Origin of the sequence: Chryseobacterium sp. KMC2 (assembly GCF_016756935.1) — a bacterium.
Taxonomy (GTDB): Bacteria; Bacteroidota; Bacteroidia; order Flavobacteriales; family Weeksellaceae; genus Chryseobacterium; species Chryseobacterium rhizosphaerae.
This window is the reverse complement of sequence record NZ_JAESIT010000012.1, coordinates 121,485-143,663: the sequence shown is the minus strand read 5'-3', so window position 1 is coordinate 143,663 and position 22,179 is coordinate 121,485. Positions and strand designations below refer to the sequence as shown.

Annotated in this window: 22 protein-coding genes; 11 read left to right on the top strand and 11 right to left on the bottom strand. The window is 35.3% G+C overall.

Going from position 1 to position 22,179, the window contains the following annotated elements:
* Positions 1–156: 156 nt before the first annotated feature.
* The gene (gene mdlD / locus JML65_RS15430) at positions 157–1,476 is read right to left on the bottom strand and encodes an NAD(P)-dependent benzaldehyde dehydrogenase MdlD (RefSeq protein ID WP_202271349.1); all 1,320 of its coding nucleotides are present in this window, start codon (positions 1,474–1,476) and stop codon (positions 157–159) included.
* A 247-nt stretch (positions 1,477–1,723) separates the two neighbouring features.
* Here mdlD and JML65_RS15425 point away from each other — a divergent pair, with 247 nt between their 5' ends.
* From JML65_RS15425 to JML65_RS15400, 6 genes are all read left to right on the top strand, one after another.
* On the top strand, positions 1,724–2,842 hold the full coding sequence (locus JML65_RS15425) for an ATP-binding protein (protein ID WP_202271348.1): 1,119 nt from the start codon (positions 1,724–1,726) through the stop codon (positions 2,840–2,842).
* Positions 2,843–3,153: 311 nt separating this feature from the next.
* Positions 3,154–3,780, top strand: coding sequence for a TetR/AcrR family transcriptional regulator (locus JML65_RS15420; RefSeq protein WP_047487903.1), 627 nt, complete (start codon positions 3,154–3,156; stop codon positions 3,778–3,780).
* Positions 3,764–5,080, top strand: coding sequence for a TolC family protein (locus tag JML65_RS15415; protein ID WP_047487435.1), 1,317 nt, complete (start codon positions 3,764–3,766; stop codon positions 5,078–5,080). The genes JML65_RS15420 and JML65_RS15415 overlap by 17 nt, the downstream gene beginning before the upstream one ends.
* 15 nt (positions 5,081–5,095) lie before the next feature.
* Positions 5,096–6,199 (top strand): HlyD family secretion protein, encoded by a 1,104-nt coding sequence (locus JML65_RS15410; protein WP_047487437.1) that lies wholly within the window; start codon positions 5,096–5,098, stop codon positions 6,197–6,199.
* Positions 6,200–6,296: 97 nt separating this feature from the next.
* Complete coding sequence (locus JML65_RS15405; RefSeq protein ID WP_047487440.1) at positions 6,297–7,874, top strand: DHA2 family efflux MFS transporter permease subunit; 1,578 nt, start codon at positions 6,297–6,299, stop codon at positions 7,872–7,874.
* 415 nt (positions 7,875–8,289) lie between these two features.
* Positions 8,290–8,892 (top strand): hypothetical protein, encoded by a 603-nt coding sequence (locus JML65_RS15400; RefSeq protein ID WP_115918562.1) that lies wholly within the window; start codon positions 8,290–8,292, stop codon positions 8,890–8,892.
* Positions 8,893–9,280: 388 nt separating this feature from the next.
* Here the strand turns inward: JML65_RS15400 and JML65_RS15395 are convergent, their stop codons facing one another.
* Both JML65_RS15395 and JML65_RS15390 read right to left on the bottom strand, forming a co-directional pair.
* The gene (locus JML65_RS15395) at positions 9,281–10,294 is read right to left on the bottom strand and encodes a TQO small subunit DoxD (RefSeq protein WP_202271347.1); all 1,014 of its coding nucleotides are present in this window, start codon (positions 10,292–10,294) and stop codon (positions 9,281–9,283) included.
* Between the two features lie 42 nt (positions 10,295–10,336).
* The gene (locus JML65_RS15390) at positions 10,337–10,705 is read right to left on the bottom strand and encodes a hypothetical protein (RefSeq protein WP_047487447.1); all 369 of its coding nucleotides are present in this window, start codon (positions 10,703–10,705) and stop codon (positions 10,337–10,339) included.
* Positions 10,706–10,966: 261 nt separating this feature from the next.
* Here JML65_RS15390 and JML65_RS15385 point away from each other — a divergent pair, with 261 nt between their 5' ends.
* Positions 10,967–11,287, top strand: a complete 321-nt coding sequence (locus JML65_RS15385) for a MazG-like protein (RefSeq protein ID WP_047487450.1) — start codon at positions 10,967–10,969, stop codon at positions 11,285–11,287.
* A complete protein-coding gene (locus tag JML65_RS15380; protein ID WP_047487453.1) occupies positions 11,284–11,844 on the top strand; it encodes a DNA-3-methyladenine glycosylase I in 561 nt (186 codons plus the stop codon). The genes JML65_RS15385 and JML65_RS15380 overlap by 4 nt, the downstream gene beginning before the upstream one ends.
* A 56-nt stretch (positions 11,845–11,900) precedes the next feature.
* Here JML65_RS15380 and JML65_RS15375 read toward each other — a convergent pair whose 3' ends face one another.
* Together JML65_RS15375 and JML65_RS15370 are read right to left on the bottom strand one after the other, a co-directional pair.
* A complete protein-coding gene (locus tag JML65_RS15375; RefSeq protein ID WP_202271346.1) occupies positions 11,901–12,410 on the bottom strand; it encodes a hypothetical protein in 510 nt (169 codons plus the stop codon).
* 43 nt (positions 12,411–12,453) lie between these two features.
* Positions 12,454–12,828, bottom strand: coding sequence for a winged helix-turn-helix transcriptional regulator (locus JML65_RS15370; RefSeq protein ID WP_047487461.1), 375 nt, complete (start codon positions 12,826–12,828; stop codon positions 12,454–12,456).
* A 91-nt stretch (positions 12,829–12,919) separates the two neighbouring features.
* On the opposite strand from JML65_RS15370, the gene JML65_RS15365 reads away from it, so the two are divergent.
* Positions 12,920–13,450: an NAD(P)H-dependent oxidoreductase gene (locus tag JML65_RS15365; protein ID WP_047487464.1), complete on the top strand. Its 531-nt coding sequence runs from the start codon at positions 12,920–12,922 to the stop codon at positions 13,448–13,450.
* Between the two features lie 85 nt (positions 13,451–13,535).
* Here the strand turns inward: JML65_RS15365 and JML65_RS15360 are convergent, their stop codons facing one another.
* From JML65_RS15360 to JML65_RS15350, 3 genes are all read right to left on the bottom strand, one after another.
* Positions 13,536–13,988: a hypothetical protein gene (locus JML65_RS15360; protein ID WP_084086230.1), complete on the bottom strand. Its 453-nt coding sequence runs from the start codon at positions 13,986–13,988 to the stop codon at positions 13,536–13,538.
* Between the two features lie 95 nt (positions 13,989–14,083).
* Complete coding sequence (locus JML65_RS15355) at positions 14,084–15,670, bottom strand: patatin-like phospholipase family protein (protein WP_202271345.1); 1,587 nt, start codon at positions 15,668–15,670, stop codon at positions 14,084–14,086.
* A 102-nt stretch (positions 15,671–15,772) separates the two neighbouring features.
* The gene (locus tag JML65_RS15350; protein ID WP_047487474.1) at positions 15,773–16,672 is read right to left on the bottom strand and encodes a CorA family divalent cation transporter; all 900 of its coding nucleotides are present in this window, start codon (positions 16,670–16,672) and stop codon (positions 15,773–15,775) included.
* 73 nt (positions 16,673–16,745) lie between these two features.
* Here JML65_RS15350 and JML65_RS15345 point away from each other — a divergent pair, with 73 nt between their 5' ends.
* Positions 16,746–17,768 (top strand): 3-oxoacyl-ACP synthase III family protein, encoded by a 1,023-nt coding sequence (locus JML65_RS15345; protein ID WP_047487479.1) that lies wholly within the window; start codon positions 16,746–16,748, stop codon positions 17,766–17,768.
* Positions 17,769–17,925: 157 nt separating this feature from the next.
* On the opposite strand, the gene JML65_RS15340 is transcribed toward JML65_RS15345, so the two are convergent.
* Positions 17,926–19,083, bottom strand: a complete 1,158-nt coding sequence (locus tag JML65_RS15340; protein ID WP_202271344.1) for a thioredoxin family protein — start codon at positions 19,081–19,083, stop codon at positions 17,926–17,928.
* A 303-nt stretch (positions 19,084–19,386) separates the two neighbouring features.
* Here JML65_RS15340 and JML65_RS15335 point away from each other — a divergent pair, with 303 nt between their 5' ends.
* Entirely contained in the window at positions 19,387–21,012 is a 1,626-nt protein-coding gene (locus JML65_RS15335) for a tetratricopeptide repeat protein (RefSeq protein WP_202271343.1), read from the top strand.
* 389 nt (positions 21,013–21,401) lie between these two features.
* Here the strand turns inward: JML65_RS15335 and JML65_RS15330 are convergent, their stop codons facing one another.
* A complete protein-coding gene (locus JML65_RS15330; RefSeq protein ID WP_047487487.1) occupies positions 21,402–21,611 on the bottom strand; it encodes a hypothetical protein in 210 nt (69 codons plus the stop codon).
* Positions 21,612–21,857: 246 nt separating this feature from the next.
* Positions 21,858–22,076: a hypothetical protein gene (locus tag JML65_RS15325; protein WP_047487489.1), complete on the bottom strand. Its 219-nt coding sequence runs from the start codon at positions 22,074–22,076 to the stop codon at positions 21,858–21,860.
* Positions 22,077–22,179 lie beyond the last annotated feature (103 nt).

Sequence of the window (22,179 nt, the reverse complement as noted above, 5' to 3'; positions counted from 1 at the left end):
TGAATTGTAAAAATTATATGTGGTTAAAGTTTGTTAAGGGCCTTTCTTCAAAAGAAAACTGCAAATTTTTATTCATAAAATTACTAATTCTATTATACGAAAAAGACCGTTTTTTATTTGATAACGGTCTTTTTTTTAAGAGGATAGCCTATAGAATTATCTTACCTGAAGTACAGATCGGCTGTGACTAAAACTTTCAAAACTATATTTTCCATGGTATTTTCCCATTCCCGAAGTTCCCACCCCTCCAAAAGGTAAATAATGAGAACCAACATGAATAATAGTACTGTTAATTTCTGCATCACCACTTGTTGTATGGCTTAGAACATGATCTGCAAATTCCTGATCTTCCGAGAAAACATATAATGCCAATGGTTTTGGACGGTTATTTATTTCTTCCAGTGCTTCATTAATGTCGTGGTACGTCATAATGGGTAGGATAGGACCGAATATTTCCTGCTGCATTACCTGATCATCCCAGGTTATGCTATCCATTAAAGTAGCCTCAAAATGACGGCTCTCAAGGTCATACTTACCTCCATAGATAACTTTTTCAGGAGCAGCCTCCAGATATCCGGCAAGATGTTTAATTTGATTCTGACTTACAATCTTTCCTATTTTTCCTAAAGATTCATCGTTATAGGTTGTCTTTAAATGCGCTTTGAATTTTTCAATAAATGCATCCTTTACAGACTCATGAATATAAATATAGTCTGGCGCCACACAGGTTTGCCCACAGTTAATCCATTTTCCATAAGATATTCTTGCCACTGCTTTATCGAGATCTGCATCTTTGTGAACTATTGTAGGAGATTTTCCTCCAAGCTCCAATGCTAAAGGAATTAATTGCTCTGCAGCAGCTTTCATTACGATTTTTCCCACATTGGGGCTTCCTGTAAAGAAAATATAATCAAAAGGCAGGCTTAATAATAAAGTGTTTTCTTCAATAGCTCCCTGAAATACGGCTACATAAGATTCGTCAAAAGATTCCTTTACGATATCTTCAAGAACTTTAGCAACGTGAGGTGTATTTTCTGATGGTTTCAAAATGGCGGTATTTCCTGCAACCAAAGCTCCGATAAGTGGACTGAATGTCAATTGAACAGGATAGTTGAATGGTCCGATAATATAACTTACCCCATACGGCTCATATATTATTTTACTTATGACTTCAGCTCCTGTCGGATGTGGTTTGGAAGGAACGGGAGTTGGTTTTGCCCATTCATCAATATTCTCCAGAAAATAATCAAGTTCACTGATCACAATCTGAATTTCCACATATTCCGCTTCTTTTCTGCTTTTCCCCAAATCTATATATAAAGCATCACAAAGAGCATCTGTGTGATGTAAAAATACTTCGCGGAATTTTCTCAGTTGGGCCTTCCTGAATTCAATATCTTTGGTCTGATGGGTTTTGAAAAAAGCTTTTTGTTGTTGAAAAACGTCTCTTATTTTCTGTTCTGATTCTTTGTTCATTGCATATTGATTTTAAGGATTCAAAATAGTCTGGAATTTTATAAGTAAGTTAAGTTAAAATTCGCAGTGCAAATATATTGTTGAAAATTAAATTGCGTACAATTTAATTTAAAATTTATTCTAAATATATTATTGATGCTTCCTATAATATAAGGTTGCCCCCTGTTAAAATACATATAAAGGATTTCGTGATAGATTAAACATACTTAATTTTATAAATTGAGATAAGATTTTTTATCTTTGGAACATGAATTGGGAGAACATAGCCGGTCAGGAAAACCTGAAAAAACTTCTTAGAGAAAGTATTGCTGAAAACAGAGTAAGCCATGCCCAGCTTTTTGTAGGGAAAGAAGGATATGGAACATTACCTATGGTGTTGGCATATGCCAGAGAGATACTAAGTCGGGAAAACGAGCATGCTGCCTTAAAGGTAGAGCACCTGAATCACTTGGATCTTCATTTTAGCTTTCCTGTTTTTACAGATAATAAAAATTCTTTAAGTAAAAATAAGTTTGAAGAATTCAGAGAGATGATCATGGCCTCTCCTTATGCGAGCTATGATGACTGGACAGCTTTTTTAGAATCAGAAAACAAGCAGCTTTTTATCTCCGCAGATGAAGTGGATGACCAGAATCAGAAATTTTCCTTGAAAAGCTTTGAAGGAGGAACGAAGATCCTTATTGTCTGGAGAGCTGATAAAATGAATATTGCAGCCTCAAACAAATTTTTAAAATTCCTGGAAGAGCCGCCGGCCAAAACTATTATTCTCCTTACTACAGAAAGTACAAATGATATACTTCCTACGATTCTTTCCAGAACCCAGATCGTAGAAATTCCAAGAATTAATGATGAAGATCTTAAAGACTATCTGGAAAAGAAATTTTCCATTTCTGGGGAAAAGATCAGAGAGGTTATTCATGAAGCACAGGGAGATCTAAATGATGCTGTCAAACTTTTAAACTCCGGAGATAAGACTAATGAATTTGAAAAATTATTTGTGCAGTGGGTCCGGGATGCATTTATGGTAAAGAAAAAACCTGCTTACCTTAAAAGTATTATTTTCTGGGCAAGGGAAATAGCCGGGTGGAACAGAGAAAAACAGAAGAATTTTTTAAATTATTGTTCTGAAATTTTCAGACTGGCACTCCTTCAGAACTATCAGTCTGAGGATCTTGTCTATAAAAAGATCAATGCTGATGGGTTCAACTGGTCAGGATTTTCAAAATTTATCAGCGGTGCCAATATTGAAAGTATTTTAGAGGAAATCAATACTGCTGATCTTCATCTGACAAGAAACGGAAATCCTAAAATTGTCTGGACAGATCTTGGGATAAAGCTATCAAGATATATTCATAAAAACTCATAAATACAATTCCGGCCAACAGGCCGGAATGTTTTTTTTTATTTCCTTTCTATACAAGCAGCTGCCTGCTTTGGTTCTTCCTGAATATCATCTATTCAGAACAAGCCGATATTGCACTTTCTGCCTAACTGTTGATTTTTAAGGTGATTCAAGTAAATACTGCATTACTGTCTTTTATTATAGTTATTTACATTTATTATATTAATAGAAACGGTCTTATGTTGCTGATAAATTAAATCTATATTAAAAAATCAATCAATCGTTTGATTTTGTGAAAAACTTATGTAAATTTGCGCCCTGAAAATGGAAGTGATATGATTTCAAAAGAAGAAAATATATTATTTGCTGCTGAAAAACTTTTTGCAGAAAAAGGTTTTGACGGAACTTCTACCAGAGAAATTTCCAAGGCTGCAAATGTGAACATCTCTATGATCTCTTACTATTTTGGCTCTAAAGAAAAGCTTTATGAAAAACTGGTTGAATACAGAATGAATGAAGGACAGTTTTTCTCAAAAGATATCGTAGAAAGAACAGACCTTAATGAATGGCAGAAGATCGAAAAGATAATAGACCAGTTTTCCAATAGGATAAGAACTCAAAAATGCTTTTACAGGATTATGCAGAGGGAGCAGCTTCACACTGAAAATCCACAGATTGTAGAGTTTTTAAAACAAACTAAAATGGGATTTCTTTCCATGTATTCTCAAATACTGGAACGGGGGCTGGAGAAGGGGATTTTCACGAAAAACCCTCCAATTTATCTGTTTCACTCAACCATCAGCGGAACTTTATTTTATGCATTCAATGCTAAAGATATGTATAAAGAATTCCTTAATGACACAGAAGAAGAGAGTGTTTTTGACGAAAAATACTATACTGAACTTAATAAACATATAAAACATTTACTAAAAGACCTTTTAGGTTATGAAGAGAATAAATAACTCAGTGATTGCATTATCACTATTCGTAGGAGTAGCAAATGCAAATGCTCAGGAGAAAAAAACACTTTCTCTTGACGAAGCTGTGCAGCTGGGAATCCAGAACAGCAAGAATCTCAAGATCGACGCAGCCAAGATCGAGGAGGCTACAGCTGATCTTTTGGAAGCTAAAAACAAGCAGCTTCCTGAATTGAAAGTTTCTGGAAGCTATATGTACCTTCCAATAAAACCGAATGTTGATATCAAACTTCCGGGGCTTTCCGGAGGGGCAGGAGGACCGGAAATCCATCAGGTTCTTTACGGGTCGGCTAATCTTAGCGTTCCTATTTACAGTGGAGGAAGGATCAAGTATGGGATTCAGTCTGCAAAATACCTGGTGGAAGCATCCAAATTAAGCACTGAAAACGATAAAATTGCAATTGCTTACAACGTTGCTCAGGCTTACAACAATCTGTTTAAGGCCAACCAGTCTATCAAAGTTTTTGAAGAAAATCTTGCTGCTTCCCAAAAAAGAGATGAAACATTTCTGAAAATGGAGAACAATGGATTGATTGCCAGAAACGACAGATTGAAAGCAAACCTCCAGACTTCAAATATTGAACTTCAGCTACTGGAAGCCAAGAATAATTACAATATTGCTAATATCAATATGGATTTGCTTCTGGGACTTTCTGAAACGACAGAGCTTGAAGTGGATCAAAACTATATAGAAGAAGGGTCTGAGGTAAAACCGGTTGTTTTCTATGTAAATGAAGCCAGAGAAAACCGTAAAGATTTACAGGCTTTAGCTCAGCAAAGAAGAGCTGCCGAATTGGGGTCAAAAGCTGCCAAAGCAGAAAACCTTCCATCACTGGCATTTACCGGAGGTTATGTAGCTGCAGATATTCCTAAATTCCTTACCGTATACAATGCTGTGAATGTAGGAATCGGAATTTCTTATAATTTGTCAAACATCTGGAAAGAAAATTCATCTTTGAAGCAGTCACAGGCGAGAGAGAAGCAGTTGGCAGCCACTGATGAGTTGTTAAATGACAATATTAAGCTTGATGTCAACAGAGAGTATCAGAACACCGATTATTCAAAGAAGAGAATCGCTGTTTTTGAAAAATCGGCTGAGCAGGCTAATGAAAATTACAGGATCACAAAAAACAAATATGACAACGGGCTGGCAACCATGACCGAATTACTGGACGCAGATGCCGCTCAGATTGCCGCAAACGTGGGCGTAATCAATGCAAAAGCAGACGCCGCATTAGCATATAGAAAACTATTACAGACAACAGGAACTTTAACAATTAAATAATCAGATCGAACCCACATGGAAAATAATAATACACAAGCAGTTGAACCTAAAAAGAAAAAAAGTTTAGTCTTTCCTATCATTTTAGCAGCTGTAGTAATCGGAGGAGGAATCTATGGTTACAGAGCATTTACTTATGGACAATATCATGAAGAAACAGATGATGCTCAGATTGCTTCTAATATGACTCCGGTGATTTCCAAAATTTCAGGATATATCACTGAGGTGAAAGTAAAAGATAATCAGTTCGTAAAAAAAGGAGATACGTTGGTTATTTTGGATAACAGAGACCAGAAAATGGCTCTTGAGCAGGCTCAGGCTGCTTTATCTACTGCTAAAAGCAATATTTCAAATGCCGAAGCTACTACAACAGCCACTTCAAAAAATATCAGCTCTTCTGAAGCAGCGGTAGTTACTGCCAATGCACAAATCGAGGCAGCGAAAGTAAATGTGTGGAAAACTTCCCAGGATTTAAAGAGATATGCTAACCTTGTAAAAGACCATTCTATTACAGAGCAGCAATATGAGCAGGCTTTAGCCGCAAAACAATCTGCAGATAAGCAGTTACAGGTCTTGGTGGATCAGAGAAATCAAATTGCTCAGCAAACGAATATTGCATCTTCTCAAACCGCTGCGAGTTCACAACAAATCAGTGTTGCAGGTTCTGTAGCAAAGCAAAGAGAAGTGGATGTTGAAAATGCAAAATTAAACCTTTCATATACTGTAATTCTTGCTGCAGAAGATGGCTACGTAGGAAAAGTGCCTACTCAGGTGGGTCAGTATCTTCAGGCAGGAGCGCAGCTGTTTGCTTTGGTAAAGAATGACCAAAAATGGGTAGTGGCCAACTTCAAAGAAACGCAGGTAGATAAAATGGTTGAAGGACAAAAAGTGAAAATTGAAATCGATGCTTTTCCTGACAAAGAATTTGAAGGAGTTGTAAGTTCATTTTCTCCGGCTACAGGTGCTACATTTTCCATTTTGCCTCCGGATAATGCGAGTGGTAACTTTGTAAAAGTAGTTCAGAGACTTCCTATAAAAATTGATTTTGTAAATCTTGATAAAAATATTGCAAAAAGATTAAGAACAGGAATGAACGTGAAAGCAGAGGTTTCTTTGAAATAATTTATACAATGTACAATATAGGAAGTACAAAGTATATCCATGTAGTTTAAAAAGACATTTTACATTATACTTTTTACATTGTACCTATTAAAAATATATGCAAGATTCATTAGTAGAATATGGAGCCCGAAGAGTAATCATCACGATTACGGCAATTCTTTGTGCTCTGCTTGAAATTGTGGACTCCACGATTGTAAATGTTGCCTTGAATGAGATGAAGGGTAATCTTGGAGCCACACTTTCTGAAGTAGGTTGGGTAATTACGGCTTATGCAATAGGTAACGTAATTGTCGTACCGATGACGAGCTGGCTTTCACAGCAGTTTGGACGTAGAAACTATTTTGCTGCTTCCATCATTATATTTACTATATTTTCATTCTTATGCGGAAACGCTACGAATATTTGGGAATTGGTATTTTTCAGATTAATGCAGGGAATTGGTGGGGGAGCACTATTGGTAACTTCACAAACGATCATCACGGAATCTTATCCGATTGAGAAAAGAAGTATGGCTCAGGCCATTTATGGGTTAGGGGTAATTATAGGCCCTACTTTAGGTCCGCCATTAGGAGGATATATTGTTGATAATTTCAGTTGGCCTTATATCTTCTACATCAATATTCCCATTGGAATTGCGGCCACTTTGATGACGCTTCAGTTTGTAAGAAGTCCGAAATATGCTGAAAAACGTAAGGTATCCGATGTAGACTGGATTGGTATTGGGTTACTGGCAGTGACGGTGGGTTCATTACAGTTCATTTTGGAGAGAGGTCATGAAGAGGATTGGTTTGAAAGCGGAATGATTGTCGCATTTACAATAGCTGCTGTTCTAGGATTTATATTGTTTCTATGGCGGGAGCTTACCTTTAAGTACCCGATAGTTGAACTTAGAGTACTTAAAAATAGTAATTTGAGGATCGGAACAATGATGTCATTTGTGCTAGGATTCGGGTTATATGGTTCCACATTTATTGTTCCTCTGTATACACAAAGTATTTTGGGATGGACGGCATTGCAGTCGGGAGCATTGATGATTCCGGCAGCATTAACGACAGCATTCATGATGCCTATCATTGGTAGATTGCTGGCAAAAGGGGCAAAACAACAGATTTTAGTGTCTTTGGGACTGTTCATTTTCTTTGTGTATAGTTTCTGGGGATATAAAATCCTGACACCGGATACCAGTAAAGATGCCTTTTTCTGGATGCTGATTGTAAGAGGTGCAGGGCTCGGACTATTGTTTATCCCGATTACATCCTTATCATTAAGTACCTTGAAAGGCCAGGAAATTGGACAAGGTGCTGCCTTTACAGGGATGATGAGACAGCTGGGAGGATCTTTTGGTATTGCAGCCATTACTACTTTTATTGCTAACGCAAGCCAGAAATACAGAGTGAATTTGATTACTCACCTGGATTCAACGGATTTTGAAGTTCAGCAAAGAATAAATGCATTAAAGGCCAGTTTTATATCCAAAGGAATGACGCCTGATGCGGCTCTGAATGCGGCTTATAAAATGCTTGATTTATCTGTAACCAAACAGGCAACCGTGTTGTCCTATATGGATGTATTTCTTTACCTGGGAGTCATATTCCTGATATGTATTCCGTTTATCTTATTTATAAAAGAAAGAAAAAGTAAAGAAAAGATAGATTTGAGTGAAGCGATGCACTAAATGTAAATATACAGTATAAACCTCCGGATTTTCCGGAGGTTTTTTTATGGACTATTTCAAACAAAGTCTATCAGGGAAATTTTTTGTTGCTGATGTAAATGTTTTGTAATTAAATGATTACTGCTTTTTATAAAACAATATCACCTATTGGAGAATTTATTTATTTTCTTTAACTTTACTGTACAAAATGAAAAAATATGAATAAGTTCCCTTACCAATACTTTCCCTTTTCAATAGAGGAATTCCGGAGTATTACAATATACTTCCATCTGAAGAACAGCTGCTAGCTATATCTTTTGACTGTATCAGACCTTCATTGTATGGTATTCCTGTGTTTATTTTCATTGAAATAAGGAATTCTGCTTTTGTTTCAAAAAACAGGTATACTATTTCAAGATATTAAAAACTTTTTACCATGAATAATAACGTACAACTGCCGGAAACGTTTGTCGCATTATCCGATTTCAGAAAAAATGATATTTATCTCCCTGAAATGGATATGGATCAGATTATTTCGGATTATTTTCCCGGAACATTTAGAGAGCTGGTTCAGCGACTTTCAGATATTACAGGAGCTTTTTACGGAGGAATGCTCAAGCAAGCAGGAAAACTTTTTGGCGCTGAAGCAATTGAACTCCTTTCCAATAGCTTTATGTATGATCTGGGATCGAAAATGGCTTTGAGAAACCTTGCCGTTAAACCCGGTTTAAAGCCCGGAATTCCAGCTGTAGCAAAAATACTTATAGGAGCAATTTTTACATCCAGTCCCGAATATAGTTTTGAATTTAAAGAATTGAATGACCATAAAATTGAAATGTTGATACAAGGAGTGGATCGCTACCATAGAATAACACAAGAGTTTGAGATTGCCCATCTATTAAAATGGCCGGTGATCAAACCTTTCGTACAAGGAGTATGCGATGCCATGGGGCTGGATGTTTTATTTGAAATGGAGGTGCTGGAACTGAATCCGGATAGTTCGTGTGTGTATAAGATTTGTATAATGTATAATGTATAATGTATAATGTATAATGTATAATGTATAATGTATAATGTATAATGTATAATGTATAATGTATAATGTATAATGTATAATGTATAATGTGATCAGTAAACACCATTTTCTGTATCAATAGGAACGGGCTTTAGCCCGTTTTTTTAACCCATCCAATTTGGCTTTAGCCAAAACCTAAAAACAGATCTTTCAAATTCGCCTTGCAATCCTGTGGCTATCTATTCATAATTAGTTTTTTAATAGCATAGTTTTTAAAAGAAGTCAAATATTGGTAAACGCAATGGCTCAAAAAGTGATCATTACTTATGCCTCTTAAAGAGGTAAGCATAATCTAAAAATATTTTGGGCTTTTACGTTTACCAAAAATGACAAATTGTATAGTAAAAACTGATTATTGGATTTCTCCTATCCATTCAATACCGCTTATATCAATAAGTTTTAAGGTATGGACTTTATTTTTCAGAAGAACATCCCGGATATCAATTATAATATCAGCTTTTGCTCCCAATGGAATTATTAAGCTGTGTTTTCCCGGCTTTACCTTAGCTACATAATGGTTGTGAATGTTTTCTTTCGATAGTGTGGAAAGCTCCTGATGATTCAGTTCTTTCACAATATTTCCGTCTTTGTCCAGGATGTGGATTCCTATGAGGAAAGAACCGTATACATCTGCACCTTCGGTTCTGTATACTTCAAATTTTAAATCTGAATTATTATGAGAAATATTGGAAATTTCAACCTTTGGTTTTACCGATTTATTGTGGAGTGTTCCATAGACCCCGCCATGGAAGTATTGGTTAGTGTAAAGGGTAAGCCCGAAAATCGCTAAAGAGCCTGTCAATACAATAATTTTAGGTTTTGAGATGGGCAAATCGCCGGAACCCAACCATTGAAACCATTTTTTTTGAGTGAAAGCCTTGTTTTTCTTCATGAAATAGTAGTCCAGAGAATAAGGACCGCTTCCCGTGAGGAAAAGAACAAATCCTCCTGCAATACCCAAGACACCTATCTGCCATTCATCAAGACAGGTTGTTCCCAACCAGCCCGAACCCAGAAGAATTCCTAATGCCAGCCCGAAGATTCCAATACTCATGAACCGGGTGAATAAACCCAGTATGATACATAAACCTACTATAGCTTCAATAATGGTAAAGATCATCATAGACTGCTGTAAGGTATCAGGATGGGTAACTAAATATTCGATAATGGGTTTTATTCCTAGGGCATTTGGGAGAAAGTGATTGAATTTTTCTCCGATATATCCGTTTTCATCGGGTGTCAGCTTGTTTTCAAGGATAAGCCTGCGCCAAAAAGCTGAAAAATAAGTCCATCCGATAACCATTCGGAGGGATAAAGTATATAAGCCTGCCAAATCTGAAGACTGGCTTTTTATGGTATGTTTCATTAAAATTGATTTTATGTAAAAGACTGATTGAGTTTGATGTTTTTAAACCTGAATCAAACTTAATTTTAATCTTTTAAATAAAATATACTTTGGAGGGCTGTTGCCAGTGGTATGGCCAGAGTATTTGTTGAAAGAAAGCCTTTCACTTTCCGTGTTTTTTATTGAAAAATTGAGAGAAAAGAAATTTTTACCCGTCAATTTAACATCAGCTTTTGAAACTGAAAATCTGGAAGTTGTAGGAGAGGTATCACAGCCGGAGGTTGTTTTTACCTTATTTAAACCACTGATGTACTGAATATCAAAAATGTCGAGAACATCCCTTTTTACAGAACAGGGTGATAATGAAAATGCCAGTATAAGCATCGTTATGATGGCTTTATAGGTCTTCATATGGATTCCTGTGTGTGACATTTTTACAAAACTACACTTTATTTTAATGTAAGCTCTATAAATTGTAAGAATTCATCCTGTTGATCCATAAAGAAATAGTGGGATACTGATCTGCGGGCTTATAATAATCTAATTTATAGTATATTTCAAAATTGAAAGCAGGACAAATAGGATTAAAAATAAAATTTAAATCACTCCTGACTAACAGTTGTCACAACCCTGTCTTATCTTTATCCTCTAAAAATTGATATAGAGAGTAACTACTCTTAAATACGTATTATTATGGATACAAACAGTTTTGACAAAATTATAGAACGTTCCCTGGATATCAGAGAAAAGTATCATCAGCTTGAAATACAGCATCATGGAACGGAATGGACCCTTGAAGAAGATGCACTTGCTTACCTTACCGATGCAGGATTGGTGGGAAGAAATATAATGTCTCATCAGAAAAGATGGCTGAAAAAAGATTCAGCTGCAGAACTGGAACATAAACTGGGCGAGAATATCTGGTGGCTGATTGTATTGGCAGACCGCACCGGAATTGATATGAAAGAAGCCCTGGAAAATTTTTTAACGAAAACAGAAAATATATTTAAATGAGTTATTGTTTAGCCATAGATGGGATGCAGCCTGAAAGCAGAAAAGAACTGCATAAAAATTATCATGATAATTTTTATGGGTTTCCGATTCATGATGATAATGAGTTGTTTGGGAGACTGCTTCTGGAAATTAATCAGGCAGGTCTGAGCTGGGAAACGGTTTTGAAAAAAGAAGAAAGCTTCAGAAAAGCATACAGTAATTTTGATATTCAGAAAGTGGCTGCTTATACTGAAGAAGACCGTGAAAGACTGTTAGGTGATCCGGGAATTATCAGAAATAAACTAAAGGTAAATGCTGCGATTGAAAATGCCAAAACTATTGTAGGACTGCAGAAAGACTTTGGTTCTTTTGAAAAATGGCTGGAACATCACCATCCTAAGACATTGCAGGAATGGATGAAGCTTTTCAAAAAAACATTCAAATTTACAGGAGGAGAGATTGTGAATGAGTTTTTAATGAGCACAGGATATCTGAAAGGATCTCATGCAGAAAGCTGTCCTGTTTATCATAAGGTTTTGGAACATAATCCATTATGGAAACAGGCTGAAGAAAAATAAAAAATAATTTTAAGATGAGTTGTGCCGACAGAATATCAGGCGGCACAATTCATATTTTATCTTAGACTTCTTACGGAAACATCAGGTTTTTCACCCTGAGGAACAATAAAAATAGCATTATCACTGATGGTATCTCCGGGATCAAAATAATAACTGCCGGTTACGGGAATGGTACTGGTTATAAACTTTCCGGATTTGTCATAAGCAGAGTAGGTCACATTAATCATCTGGGCCTTCATTTTAAGTTCAATCTTTTTGGATGTCAGTCTTGCACCGGTAGCATTGATACAGTCTAATTCTACAAGTCCGATATTGCTCACAATCTGCGGAAAAGAAGATAGCCTGATCGTATAAGACTTATCTGAAGTGTTTTTTACCGAAGCAGAAACTTTATAGCGGTCATAAGATTTTCCACCAGATTCTACACTTTCTTTATTGAGGATATTGAAAGTAATGCTCATTCCATTGACTTCAAGGTTCTGGCCGTCGGAAATTTTTTGTGCATTGGCCCATGTTCCGAAGAGAACACTTATTGTAAAGGAAATCAGAAAAGGTAGGTTTTTCATAGTATTAGTTTAAAGATTAAATGTACATAAAATAAAGAATCTTTTATCTTTGTTCTGCTTTTTTCATAAGCTGTTTATGCTCATTTCCCCATTTTTCAAACTCCAGAATAATAGGTTTCAGTTTATACCCAATCTCTGTAAGCTCATATTCTACCCGAGGTGGAACTTCTGCAAAAACAGTTCTGGTAATAATTTTCTCTTCCTCAAGCCTCCGAAGCTGTAAGGTAAGCATACGTTCTGTGATATTCTGAAGCTTTTTTTTAAGCTCTCCAAACCGCATTTTTCCGTTGATCAGATAACAGCAGATAGCCAAAGACCACTGTCCTCCAATCAGGTTGGAAGCATAGATTTCCGGACATTCATCAGCAAGAGCCTTTTTATTGGCGAAATTAGTCGAGGTTTCCTTTATTTTAGTCATTACTTACATTTTTTATAGTACCATACAATAGGTTGCTAATGTACGAAATGTAAGTTACGTATCGTATTTTTGCAATAGAAATTTAAATTGAATGAAAACCTTAATTATTGTCACTCATCCTGATATTGAAAAATCTGTAATCAATAAAAGATGGATTGAAGAACTCAAAAAATTTCCTGAAAAATATACTGTTCATCAGTTGTATGAAGCATATCCTGATGGGAAGATTAATGTGGCTAAAGAACAGGAATTGATGGAATCTTATGATAAAATTGTATTTCAGTTTCCCTTTTACTGGTTTAGCAGCCCACCGCTGTTAAAACAATGGCTGGATGAGGTTGTTTTGTATGGCTGGGCCTATGGAAGCAACAGCGGTTATAAGCTGGGAGGAAAAAAAATGTCTTTGGCTGTTACTGCAGGAATTGATGAAGATGGCTATAGTGCGTCCGGAGAATATAAATATACGATGAATGAACTTTTTCAGCCTTATGAATTGACCTTTGACTATATCAAAGCAGAGTATAAGGAACCGTTTGTATATTACGGAATAGAACGTAATTCTTCTGAGGAATGGATTGAAAGAAGTGTTCCGATGTATATGGACTTTTTGGATACATTATAATGGTATAAAAGTAAGTTGACTTCTTCGGATTTTCTGAAGTAAGTTCAACTTATTTTTTTTCCGAATTTACTGTTCTCCTTGATAGTTATTCCTGATCGTATTCAAAGGGTTCAATGTTCCCGTCCTGTACATATTTTTTTATGGTATTGCTGTCTATTTTAAAGGGAACATCTTCATACTTCCAACCATTGACAGGAATTTTTAAATCGATAAGATAGTTTTCAATAGAGTAGATACCAAGGACCTTTGCATTTTTAGGTTTTAGAGAATCAAAAATGATAAGAAACTGATCCCCTTTTTGGTAAGAACAATTTGTAGTTGCGAAATATATTTTGTCTTTAACCCGGTATTTATAATCTGTTCCTACACCATTGTTATTCTTCTGATGCCAGTCTGTAGTAGCCTCTGCTACTGTATATCTGGGTTTTTTGAGCATCTGTTTTATCCAGAAACTCTCATGAACAAAACTCAACACAATCAATATTACAATTAAAACTGAAAGAATAATGGAGAATTTTTGTGCAATATTTTTTTTCATTTCTGGAAAGGTTTTATTTACTCAGCATTTTCTCCACGGCATTCACAGATATATTTCGTCATCTATTTTTGCTTAACAAAAATACTTAAAAATCCTTATCCCACGGTAGGGGTATCTTCTTCTTTCAGGATCTTTTTCTCTTTCATAGAGAGCATCATTCTTTCATACTTGTATTTCTCCCAGTCAAACTGGTTGAGAAAATCGAGGGCTGCCTGAAAACCTCTGTTGAAAAGTTCTTCCTTTTCCTCTTTTTTCATAAAGAAGTTAAGCCAGCTGCTGTTTCCGCAATTGACGGTTTGTATACTGAACAGATGATAAAAAGTATGCTTGGTAAGAAAGGTTTTGTCATTAAAGCCTTTTAAAGTACTGATGATATTTCCCGCATAACTGAAGGGTGTTTTAAGAATTTCCTCGCTTGTTTTTCCCTTCTCAGAAAGAATATCGGAATCATTGGTCAATTGTACTCCAAAAAGGGGCATTCTCGGGTAGAAAACTTCGTCTGCATGGAATATATCGATCGGAAAATTGGAGATACTGCCACCATCAATAAATACGCCTACAGGATTAATATCTTGCTGTTGGGTGTTCATCCAGAATTTCCAGGCATATTTCACAGAATCTTCATCCTTATTGATCCTTTTTTGAAAAGGTTCAAAAAAGAAAGGGACAGACATGGAAGCCCTGACAAATTCAGCAGGGCTGATGTGCTTGAGCTCTTCTTCGGACCAATACAAATTGGCCATAGTGGGAAGCTCTACCTTTATTTTAGCGTTAATATCTGTGGTGATTACAATATATTCTGATCTTAACTGATAAAATGGGTTGTTTTTATAATAATCATTATTAAGGGCACTTTCATAGAAAATTCTATACCGGGTCTGGTCAATATGTTCCAGATTTTTAGCTTTAATCTTTTCTATACTCTTCAAAGCCCGCGTATAATATTCCTCTCCGTTTCCATAGCGGTAATTGAGGTTGAGGCTGTGTTCCTTCCGGATAAATTTTTCATTAAGATTGGCAACAGTTTTTATTCCAAAACTATCGAGCGCGTTTTTCATGGTATCCGTGAAAACATTTCCGGGGTTAAGTCCGCTGTTTTCTTTTCTGAAATTGTTGTAGAGTTTTTTGATACAGAAAAAGAGAATAATTGCCGGAATCAGAGGGATCAGAAACATAAGCTTGGCATTCAGTATAGTTTCTGATGAAACTGCGAAAGGGATACTGATCAGGATAATAAACAGGGCTGCGGCAATAACTAGATTAATGGTAAAAAAGTTTTTATTGTTCAGCATAGAATGGAGAGTTGTTTTTACATACGTTTTTCCATCCATAAAGTCTGCAAAATTCCAGCTGAAAAGAATCTCTTTAATAAGCTCACTTTTGGCTTCCTCTTTCGTTTTACACGCTGCAATCAACATCGTGTTAATAGCTCCGGCACTGGTTCCTGCTACCTTTAAAAAACGGACTCCAAAGATTTCCAGGCCATAAAGATAGCCTACCAACGCACTTCCCCAGACGCCGCCACCTTCCTGGACAAACTCTACATACTGATTTCCTTGGTGGTCCAGTAGATCAGAGAATTCTTTGGATGAAATATTTTCATGCAGGGCCGCAAGTTTTTCTTTTGATCCTGATGAAAGCGAATCATCTTCCAGAATTTTGTTTAGATCCTCAGTTTTCATAGTCTTTTGTTTTTGTGGTATTGGAAAAGATAGAGCAATCTCTCAGTGACTGATGGCACTGCTCCTCTTTTATTTTTTTGCCTGCTGCTTATGGTCTTCAGATTACCATTGTCTACGCCTTACATAGATAAATGTACTGATTACTACAGTAGCCATGATTCCCATTGTTATAAAATAGCCATATTTATGGTGAAGCTCAGGCATATTATCAAAGTTCATCCCATACACACCGGCAATAAAAGTGATTGGTAAAAAATAAACAGAATAGATGGCCAAGACTTTCATGACCTGATTGGCTTTTTGATCAGAAAGTGCAAGAAACATAGAAATAAGGTTGGTAATCTGTATGTTTAAATGGTCAAAATCGGCAACCACATCCTTATGTTTGTCTTTTAAATCGACAATTTCAGAATCCTGAAGGTCCAATAGTTTAAATTTGTCAATAGCGTCGGTAGAAATAACCAATACCCGTGAATTCAATCCGGACTTCCTTTTCAGTTTATAAAGTCTTCGGATCTGGCTGGTATGATTAGTGTTTTTGAGGAAAATCTCATTTTCAATATTATCCATAGTTTCAAATAAGCTCAGGGATTCATCATCAAAACTTTTCATAATCAATATGGCGATCATTAAAAGAACTTTTTGAGGAGTAACATCTTCCTGAATTGCTGAAATCTGTTTCTTAGTCTCAGAAATACTTCGGGTTTTCATCCTGTGGATAGTGATAATGGTATTATCCACTAAGAAAACTCCGATCTTGGTGCTGATGTCACTGATGGTATTCAGGTTTTTTCTTTCCAGTTCCGTACTTTCACGGAGGAGAAAGAATTTTACATTCCCGTCCTCTTCATATTTGGGAAGGTGGTTAGGGTCCATGGTATCTTCCAGGAGAAGGTTGTTAATTTCATATCTTTCATGAAGAAATTTAAGGTCTTCTGCTGTAGGAGCCTCTACATCTACCCATTCACATTGGGAGCTTCTGTATATTGTATCAATTGGCATAAAGTAAAAATACTAATATTTTGAAATACTATGTTTTAAATAAGTTTTATCTTTGCCAAAATTAAAAAACTATATGATTAAAAGTACCATAAAAGGAGTAGGATTTTATGTTCCAGATAATGTTGTTACCAATGATGATCTTTCCCAATTAATGACCACCAATGATGAGTGGATTACAGAAAGGACAGGAATCAAGGAAAGAAGGCATCGTAAGAACAGAAATGACTCTCAGGAAACTGCTGCTTATCTAGGATTTAAAGCTTCTGAAAAAGCACTTGCAAAAGCAGGTCTTACAGCTAAAGATATTGATTATATCGTTTTTGCAACACTTTCACCGGATTATTACTTTCCTGGATGTGGAGTTTTGCTTCAGGATATGCTGGGATGTGATACCATTGGAGCATTGGATGTGAGAAATCAATGTTCCGGATTTGTTTATTCTATGAGTGTGGCCAATGCCTTTATTAAATCCGGTACCTATAAAAATATTCTTGTTGTTGGAGCAGAGGTTCATTCTTTCGGATTGGATTTTTCTGACGAAGGAAGAGGTGTTTCCGTTATTTTCGGAGATGGAGCAGGGGCCGTGGTACTTTGTGCTACAGAAGACGAAACTTCAGGAGATATTTTAGCGGTAAATATGCATTCGGAAGGGAAGTATGCAGATGAACTCTGTACACAGTTTCCAGGTTCTAAATTCGGATGGAGTGACAGAATGAGAAAAGAGCCGGAAAATGTAACCAATAAAGAAGTTTACCCGATCATGAACGGTAATTTCGTATTCAAACATGCCGTAACAAGGTTCCCGGAAACCATGTTAGAAGCCTTAAATAAAGCAGGAAAAACAGTTGAAGACCTTGATATGTTTATTCCTCATCAGGCAAATCTTAGAATTGCTCAGTTTGTTCAGCAGAAATTCGGATTGCCCGATGATAAAATATTTAATAACATCCAGAAATATGGGAATACAACGGCGGCTTCTATTCCTATTGCTTTAAGTGAGGCCATTGAGGAAGGTAAAATAAAAAGGGGAGACCTGGTCCTTCTTTCTGCATTTGGAAGTGGATTTACATGGGGAAGTGTTTTATTTGAATACTAAGAGACACAGTATCCATATATACACAATCTTTCAATGCACTTTGAAAAGTGATAATTTCCTTTCCTATATAATGGTGAACCCTAGATTTGAGGAAAGGTTGTAATATAAAAAAAACCGCAGATAAAATCTGCGGTTTTTGTTTTTTATGCTTTATCTATTAAAGGCTTTTTAATAATTTTTCTGTGTCAGAAGGATCTTGTCCTTTACTTTTAGCGAGTTCAATAGAAGTTTCTGCCCATATTTTTGCATTTTTCTTATCGCCTACCTTATTATAGAGATTGGCTAAAGTATCAGTATTGGCATAACTCTGATCTTTTTTTACAGATTCCTGTGCCCATGCGATTGCTTTTTCTAACGATGCTTTATTGTTTACATTTTCAAAAAAGTTCCAGGCAAGAGAGTTTAATTCTCCAGAGCTTGCAGTAGAATAATCCTGGTACAATTCAAGAATCAGTTTTTCATATAAAGAAACATCCTTGTTTTTCAAAGCTCTGTTGGCTTTCATTCTTTTAAAGATTTTCTCGGACTCCTCTTTACTTAAAAATTTTTGAGTCTCAGTAAGGAAGTAATTCTCATCCCAGTTTTTGGTATCTGCATTATATGCTTTTTGGGCAATTCCATTTAATTTAATGTTTTTTTCTATATTTTTATACTGCTCCGGGAAAAACTTGATCACATCGGCTTTCTTTTCCTCAAAAGTTTTGTATAAAGGACTTGCCGTACTTTGTGTTCCTGCAAGAAGCATTTGAACATCTTCCTTATCTAATTCTTTTTTTTGTTTAAAATAACGGTCCATAACTTTTGCAGTGAAATCAATATCACTGTAAAGGGTAAGGTTGGCAAGGTTTTTCAAAAATTCCGGATCTTTTTCTCCACTTTCAAACTTCTGTTTTAATGCCGCCAATTTTTTGTTAGGATCTTCAGCATCTTTTGCAAATTGGATAAAGTCTTTTTCTTCTACATACCCTACTGTTCGGTGTACAGCTTCACCATTCGGATCAATAAACAGGTAGGTAGGAAATACTTTTACATTGTATTTTTTCTGCAGTTCAATCCCTTCTCCTTTTTCCATATCAATTTTAGTATTGATGAAGTGAGAATTATAATAATCACCTACATTTTTAAGAGGAAAAATATTTTTTACCATCAGTTTGCAGGGAGCACACCAGGAAGCATAGGCGTCAATGAATATGAGTTTGTTCTCTTTTTTTGCTTTGGCAAGGACAGACGTAAAGTTACCGTCTTCAAATTTTATACCCTGTGCAAATGCAAAAATTCCTATAAATAAAGATGAAATTATAGCTAATCTTTTCATGAAATTAATTTTGTTCCATACAAATGTAATAAATATGATGACAATTAAGTCAATCATTTTAGAAATAATTATACCTAAATCTTGATTTTAGTATAGGCATAGTTTTGATATGAAAGATGATCACGTATTATTTTGTTCTTATTATTAAAATTAATGTAAATTGATGATTTGGTTTAAATGATTAAATTACAGGAGAATATTTTAATAAAAAGTAAAATATTAGTAGTTTTGTAAAAAACAAAAAGACACCCAGTTGAAAAAATGATGAGTTATTATAAAATAAGAATAATAATTTGTTTTTTTATGCCTAAAAACTTACTCCAACTTTTGTTTTTACTTGCAACAGCAATTCCGATATCTGCGCAGAAAAAAACGAGTTTTGATCAGATCTGCGAAAAGACAACTGTTGTCACTTCTCATAAAAATTTACCCGCAGCTTTTAAAACTGCAGACTCTCTCTATTTAACTGCACAAACATCGCAGGAAAAAATTAAAAGTCTTATTCTTTCTTCAGAACTTTATCAGTATTCAGGGAATTTTAAAAAAGCTATCGGATATAGTGAGAGTGCACATTCTTTAATTAGCCAGATCGATGATACTGAGCAGATGATATATATCTGCAGACTTCTTGCCAGACAATACAGACAGGTTGGGCTGTATGAAAGGTCAAAAAAATATATTGTAAAAGGACTTGAATCCTCAAAACTGATTACCGATTTTCAAAAAAGTAACGAAACTGCAGGTCTGCTGAATCAGGAAATGGCTTTTTATGAAATGGAATTAGGTAATTATTCGAATGCTATACAGGATATTGAAGCTTCTCTGGAATCTTTTGATAAAGCAAAGATCTCCAATAAAAGCAAAACAATCGCTGTTTCTTATCAGGCATTGGGAGATATATACTTTAAACTTAATGATTATCTCGTTTCTGAAAATTATTATAGAAAAGCAGAAGCATTACTGAAAAAAGGCAGCTGTACGCTGGGGTTGATCTATAATGGACTTGGAGGAATCCGCCTAAAACAGAAAAACTGGAAAGAAGCTGAGATGTATCTTAAAAAAGCGGAAAAAATTGCAGATACCTCCCGAAGTCTTAAACTCAGAAAGGCTGTATATTCTAATATTAATGATTACTATGAAGACATAGGAGATACATTTAAAGCTTCTCTATATGCCGTGAAATATGTAAGAGCTTATGACAGTATTACGGTCCGTAATCAAGAGTTTTTTACTAAAAATCCTGAAAATACAATCAATAAAACGGTTAAAAATGGAGGGCTTAATATTGTAAAGAATGTAGCTATCATTATATTATTTGTATCTATTATAGGCTTAATTATATTCTTCAGAACAAAAGAGAAAAAACAGCGCTCAAAACTGAGAAGTATAATAAGAACCCGCCAGCAATTGGCTTATGGTTCCAAAGAAAGACAGGAACAATCCTCTCATGAAATTGAATTTTCAAATATTTCTGTAGAAGAAATTGAAGAAAAAGACAGTGACGCCGATAAAAAAAGGAATGAATCTCTGATGACTTCCGAAACAGAGTCGAAACTACTGGAATTGTTGGAAGATTTTGAAAAAGGTAACCTCTATAACAGTAAAAGTATGTCCTTATCTTTTCTTTCGGGCGAACTTAATACCAATACAAAATATCTTTCCTATGTGATCAATCAGCATAAGAGTGCTGACTTTAAATCTTATATTAATCGTTTAAGGATCAATTATATTGTGGATAAGATTATCAATGATGAGAAATACAGACAATATAAAATAAGTATTCTGGCTGATGAATGTGGCTTTTCTTCACACAGTAAATTCGCTGCAGTATTCAAAGCGGTGACTGACTTCTCCCCGTCAGCATATATTAAACATCTTGATTCTGAAAATCAAGCAGATAAAGATGTTCGTTTTCGGGAAAATGATTAAAAATGAATAATTTTTTTTAATCACTATTGCTATTTTCATGAAAATGAACAACCTATTGTTTTATATCAAAGGGTTGCTATCCTATCTTTGCTTCAGCTTAACGGGAATGATCACTATTATACTACAGTTAATCTCTATTGTTGTTTAGGGAATATGTTTTCTTCTACAATAGAGAAACTACTTAATTTTTATCAAACCAAAAATTTTAATCCGGGATTCGTGCCTATTTCTTCACCATGAAATAATCACGATTCCTTGTTTTGTCTTCGTAGGAAATTTACCTAATCGAAATATTAGGGAATACAATATAATCGGGGTTGATTGCCCGGTTTTTTTTCAGTCAAGTTTTTTTAAGTGCAAATCCACAGATATTCTGTGGATTTGTGATTTTATTTAGCTTTTGTAGTGTCGGTTTTTGTTTTTGATGTGTCGGGAGTTGCGGGTACAGGTTCCGAATTGGCAACAGCAGAATCTCCCATTTTATTTCTTAAAGAATCTTTATTGTGAGCATCCTTGAATTCTTCTCTTTTTTCTTTGTTTTGAGCACAGCTTCCAAGAAAGAGAAGTCCCAGAATCGCTCCTATCCATAATTTTTTCATAATACTATTTTTATTGATTGATCTTACTCAAATATAGTGATTTAATTAAAAGGTTAAAAGATACCGATATTAAAATTCAATAGGAGTGAACTTTAGTCCGTCTTCAAGAATACTCTTTCCCATAGCTTTAGTCAAAAATAACTATATTAAAGACTCTTACCTTGCATCATCTAAAATTTCAATCAAAAAAAATCTGCAGCACTTTCAGCTGCAGATTTTCCATTTTAAATTAAACGTTATAATAACTTATTTGGCAGGAGTTGCTGCCGTAGAATCTTTTTTCATCTTGATACTGTCAGGATTTGCCACTTTCGTACGTACCGTATCAGTAGTAGCTGGTACTGTTTTTTGTGTTGGCTCTACTGCGGTCGAATCAGTATTACTTGTTGACATTGTTGATTCCTTGGTTCCACAGCTCACTGCAAATAATCCTACTCCAATGGCTGTTAACAATAACTTTTTCATACAATTTTATTTTGGGGTGTAATTGTAAAAAATCAATAATTATTCCTAAGTGGTAGTATGAAATTGTAAATTATAGGTAAAGTTTGTTAAAAAATGTTAGGTG

What these genes read in the sequence shown, in the direction of transcription:
- JML65_RS15390 (WP_047487447.1), bottom strand. Translation starts at nt 10,705, where the DNA reads ATGTCACACACAGGAATCCATATGAAGACCTATAAAGCCATCATAACG.
- JML65_RS15365 (WP_047487464.1), top strand. Translation starts at nt 12,920, where the DNA reads ATGAAAACCTTAATTATTGTCACTCATCCTGATATTGAAAAATCTGTA.
- JML65_RS15370 (WP_047487461.1), bottom strand. Translation starts at nt 12,828, where the DNA reads ATGACTAAAATAAAGGAAACCTCGACTAATTTCGCCAATAAAAAGGCT.
- JML65_RS15420 (WP_047487903.1), top strand. Translation starts at nt 3,154, where the DNA reads ATGATTTCAAAAGAAGAAAATATATTATTTGCTGCTGAAAAACTTTTT.
- JML65_RS15350 (WP_047487474.1), bottom strand. Translation starts at nt 16,672, where the DNA reads ATGCCAATTGATACAATATACAGAAGCTCCCAATGTGAATGGGTAGAT.
- JML65_RS15425 (WP_202271348.1), top strand. Translation starts at nt 1,724, where the DNA reads ATGAATTGGGAGAACATAGCCGGTCAGGAAAACCTGAAAAAACTTCTT.
- JML65_RS15400 (WP_115918562.1), top strand. Translation starts at nt 8,290, where the DNA reads ATGAATAATAACGTACAACTGCCGGAAACGTTTGTCGCATTATCCGAT.
- JML65_RS15325 (WP_047487489.1), bottom strand. Translation starts at nt 22,076, where the DNA reads ATGAAAAAGTTATTGTTAACAGCCATTGGAGTAGGATTATTTGCAGTG.
- JML65_RS15345 (WP_047487479.1), top strand. Translation starts at nt 16,746, where the DNA reads ATGATTAAAAGTACCATAAAAGGAGTAGGATTTTATGTTCCAGATAAT.
- JML65_RS15355 (WP_202271345.1), bottom strand. Translation starts at nt 15,670, where the DNA reads ATGAAAACTGAGGATCTAAACAAAATTCTGGAAGATGATTCGCTTTCA.
- JML65_RS15335 (WP_202271343.1), top strand. Translation starts at nt 19,387, where the DNA reads ATGCCTAAAAACTTACTCCAACTTTTGTTTTTACTTGCAACAGCAATT.
- JML65_RS15360 (WP_084086230.1), bottom strand. Translation starts at nt 13,988, where the DNA reads ATGAAAAAAAATATTGCACAAAAATTCTCCATTATTCTTTCAGTTTTA.
- JML65_RS15340 (WP_202271344.1), bottom strand. Translation starts at nt 19,083, where the DNA reads ATGAAAAGATTAGCTATAATTTCATCTTTATTTATAGGAATTTTTGCA.
- JML65_RS15330 (WP_047487487.1), bottom strand. Translation starts at nt 21,611, where the DNA reads ATGAAAAAATTATGGATAGGAGCGATTCTGGGACTTCTCTTTCTTGGA.
- JML65_RS15395 (WP_202271347.1), bottom strand. Translation starts at nt 10,294, where the DNA reads ATGAAACATACCATAAAAAGCCAGTCTTCAGATTTGGCAGGCTTATAT.
- JML65_RS15385 (WP_047487450.1), top strand. Translation starts at nt 10,967, where the DNA reads ATGGATACAAACAGTTTTGACAAAATTATAGAACGTTCCCTGGATATC.
- JML65_RS15380 (WP_047487453.1), top strand. Translation starts at nt 11,284, where the DNA reads ATGAGTTATTGTTTAGCCATAGATGGGATGCAGCCTGAAAGCAGAAAA.
- JML65_RS15410 (WP_047487437.1), top strand. Translation starts at nt 5,096, where the DNA reads ATGGAAAATAATAATACACAAGCAGTTGAACCTAAAAAGAAAAAAAGT.
- JML65_RS15415 (WP_047487435.1), top strand. Translation starts at nt 3,764, where the DNA reads ATGAAGAGAATAAATAACTCAGTGATTGCATTATCACTATTCGTAGGA.
- mdlD (WP_202271349.1), bottom strand. Translation starts at nt 1,476, where the DNA reads ATGAACAAAGAATCAGAACAGAAAATAAGAGACGTTTTTCAACAACAA.
- JML65_RS15375 (WP_202271346.1), bottom strand. Translation starts at nt 12,410, where the DNA reads ATGAAAAACCTACCTTTTCTGATTTCCTTTACAATAAGTGTTCTCTTC.
- JML65_RS15405 (WP_047487440.1), top strand. Translation starts at nt 6,297, where the DNA reads ATGCAAGATTCATTAGTAGAATATGGAGCCCGAAGAGTAATCATCACG.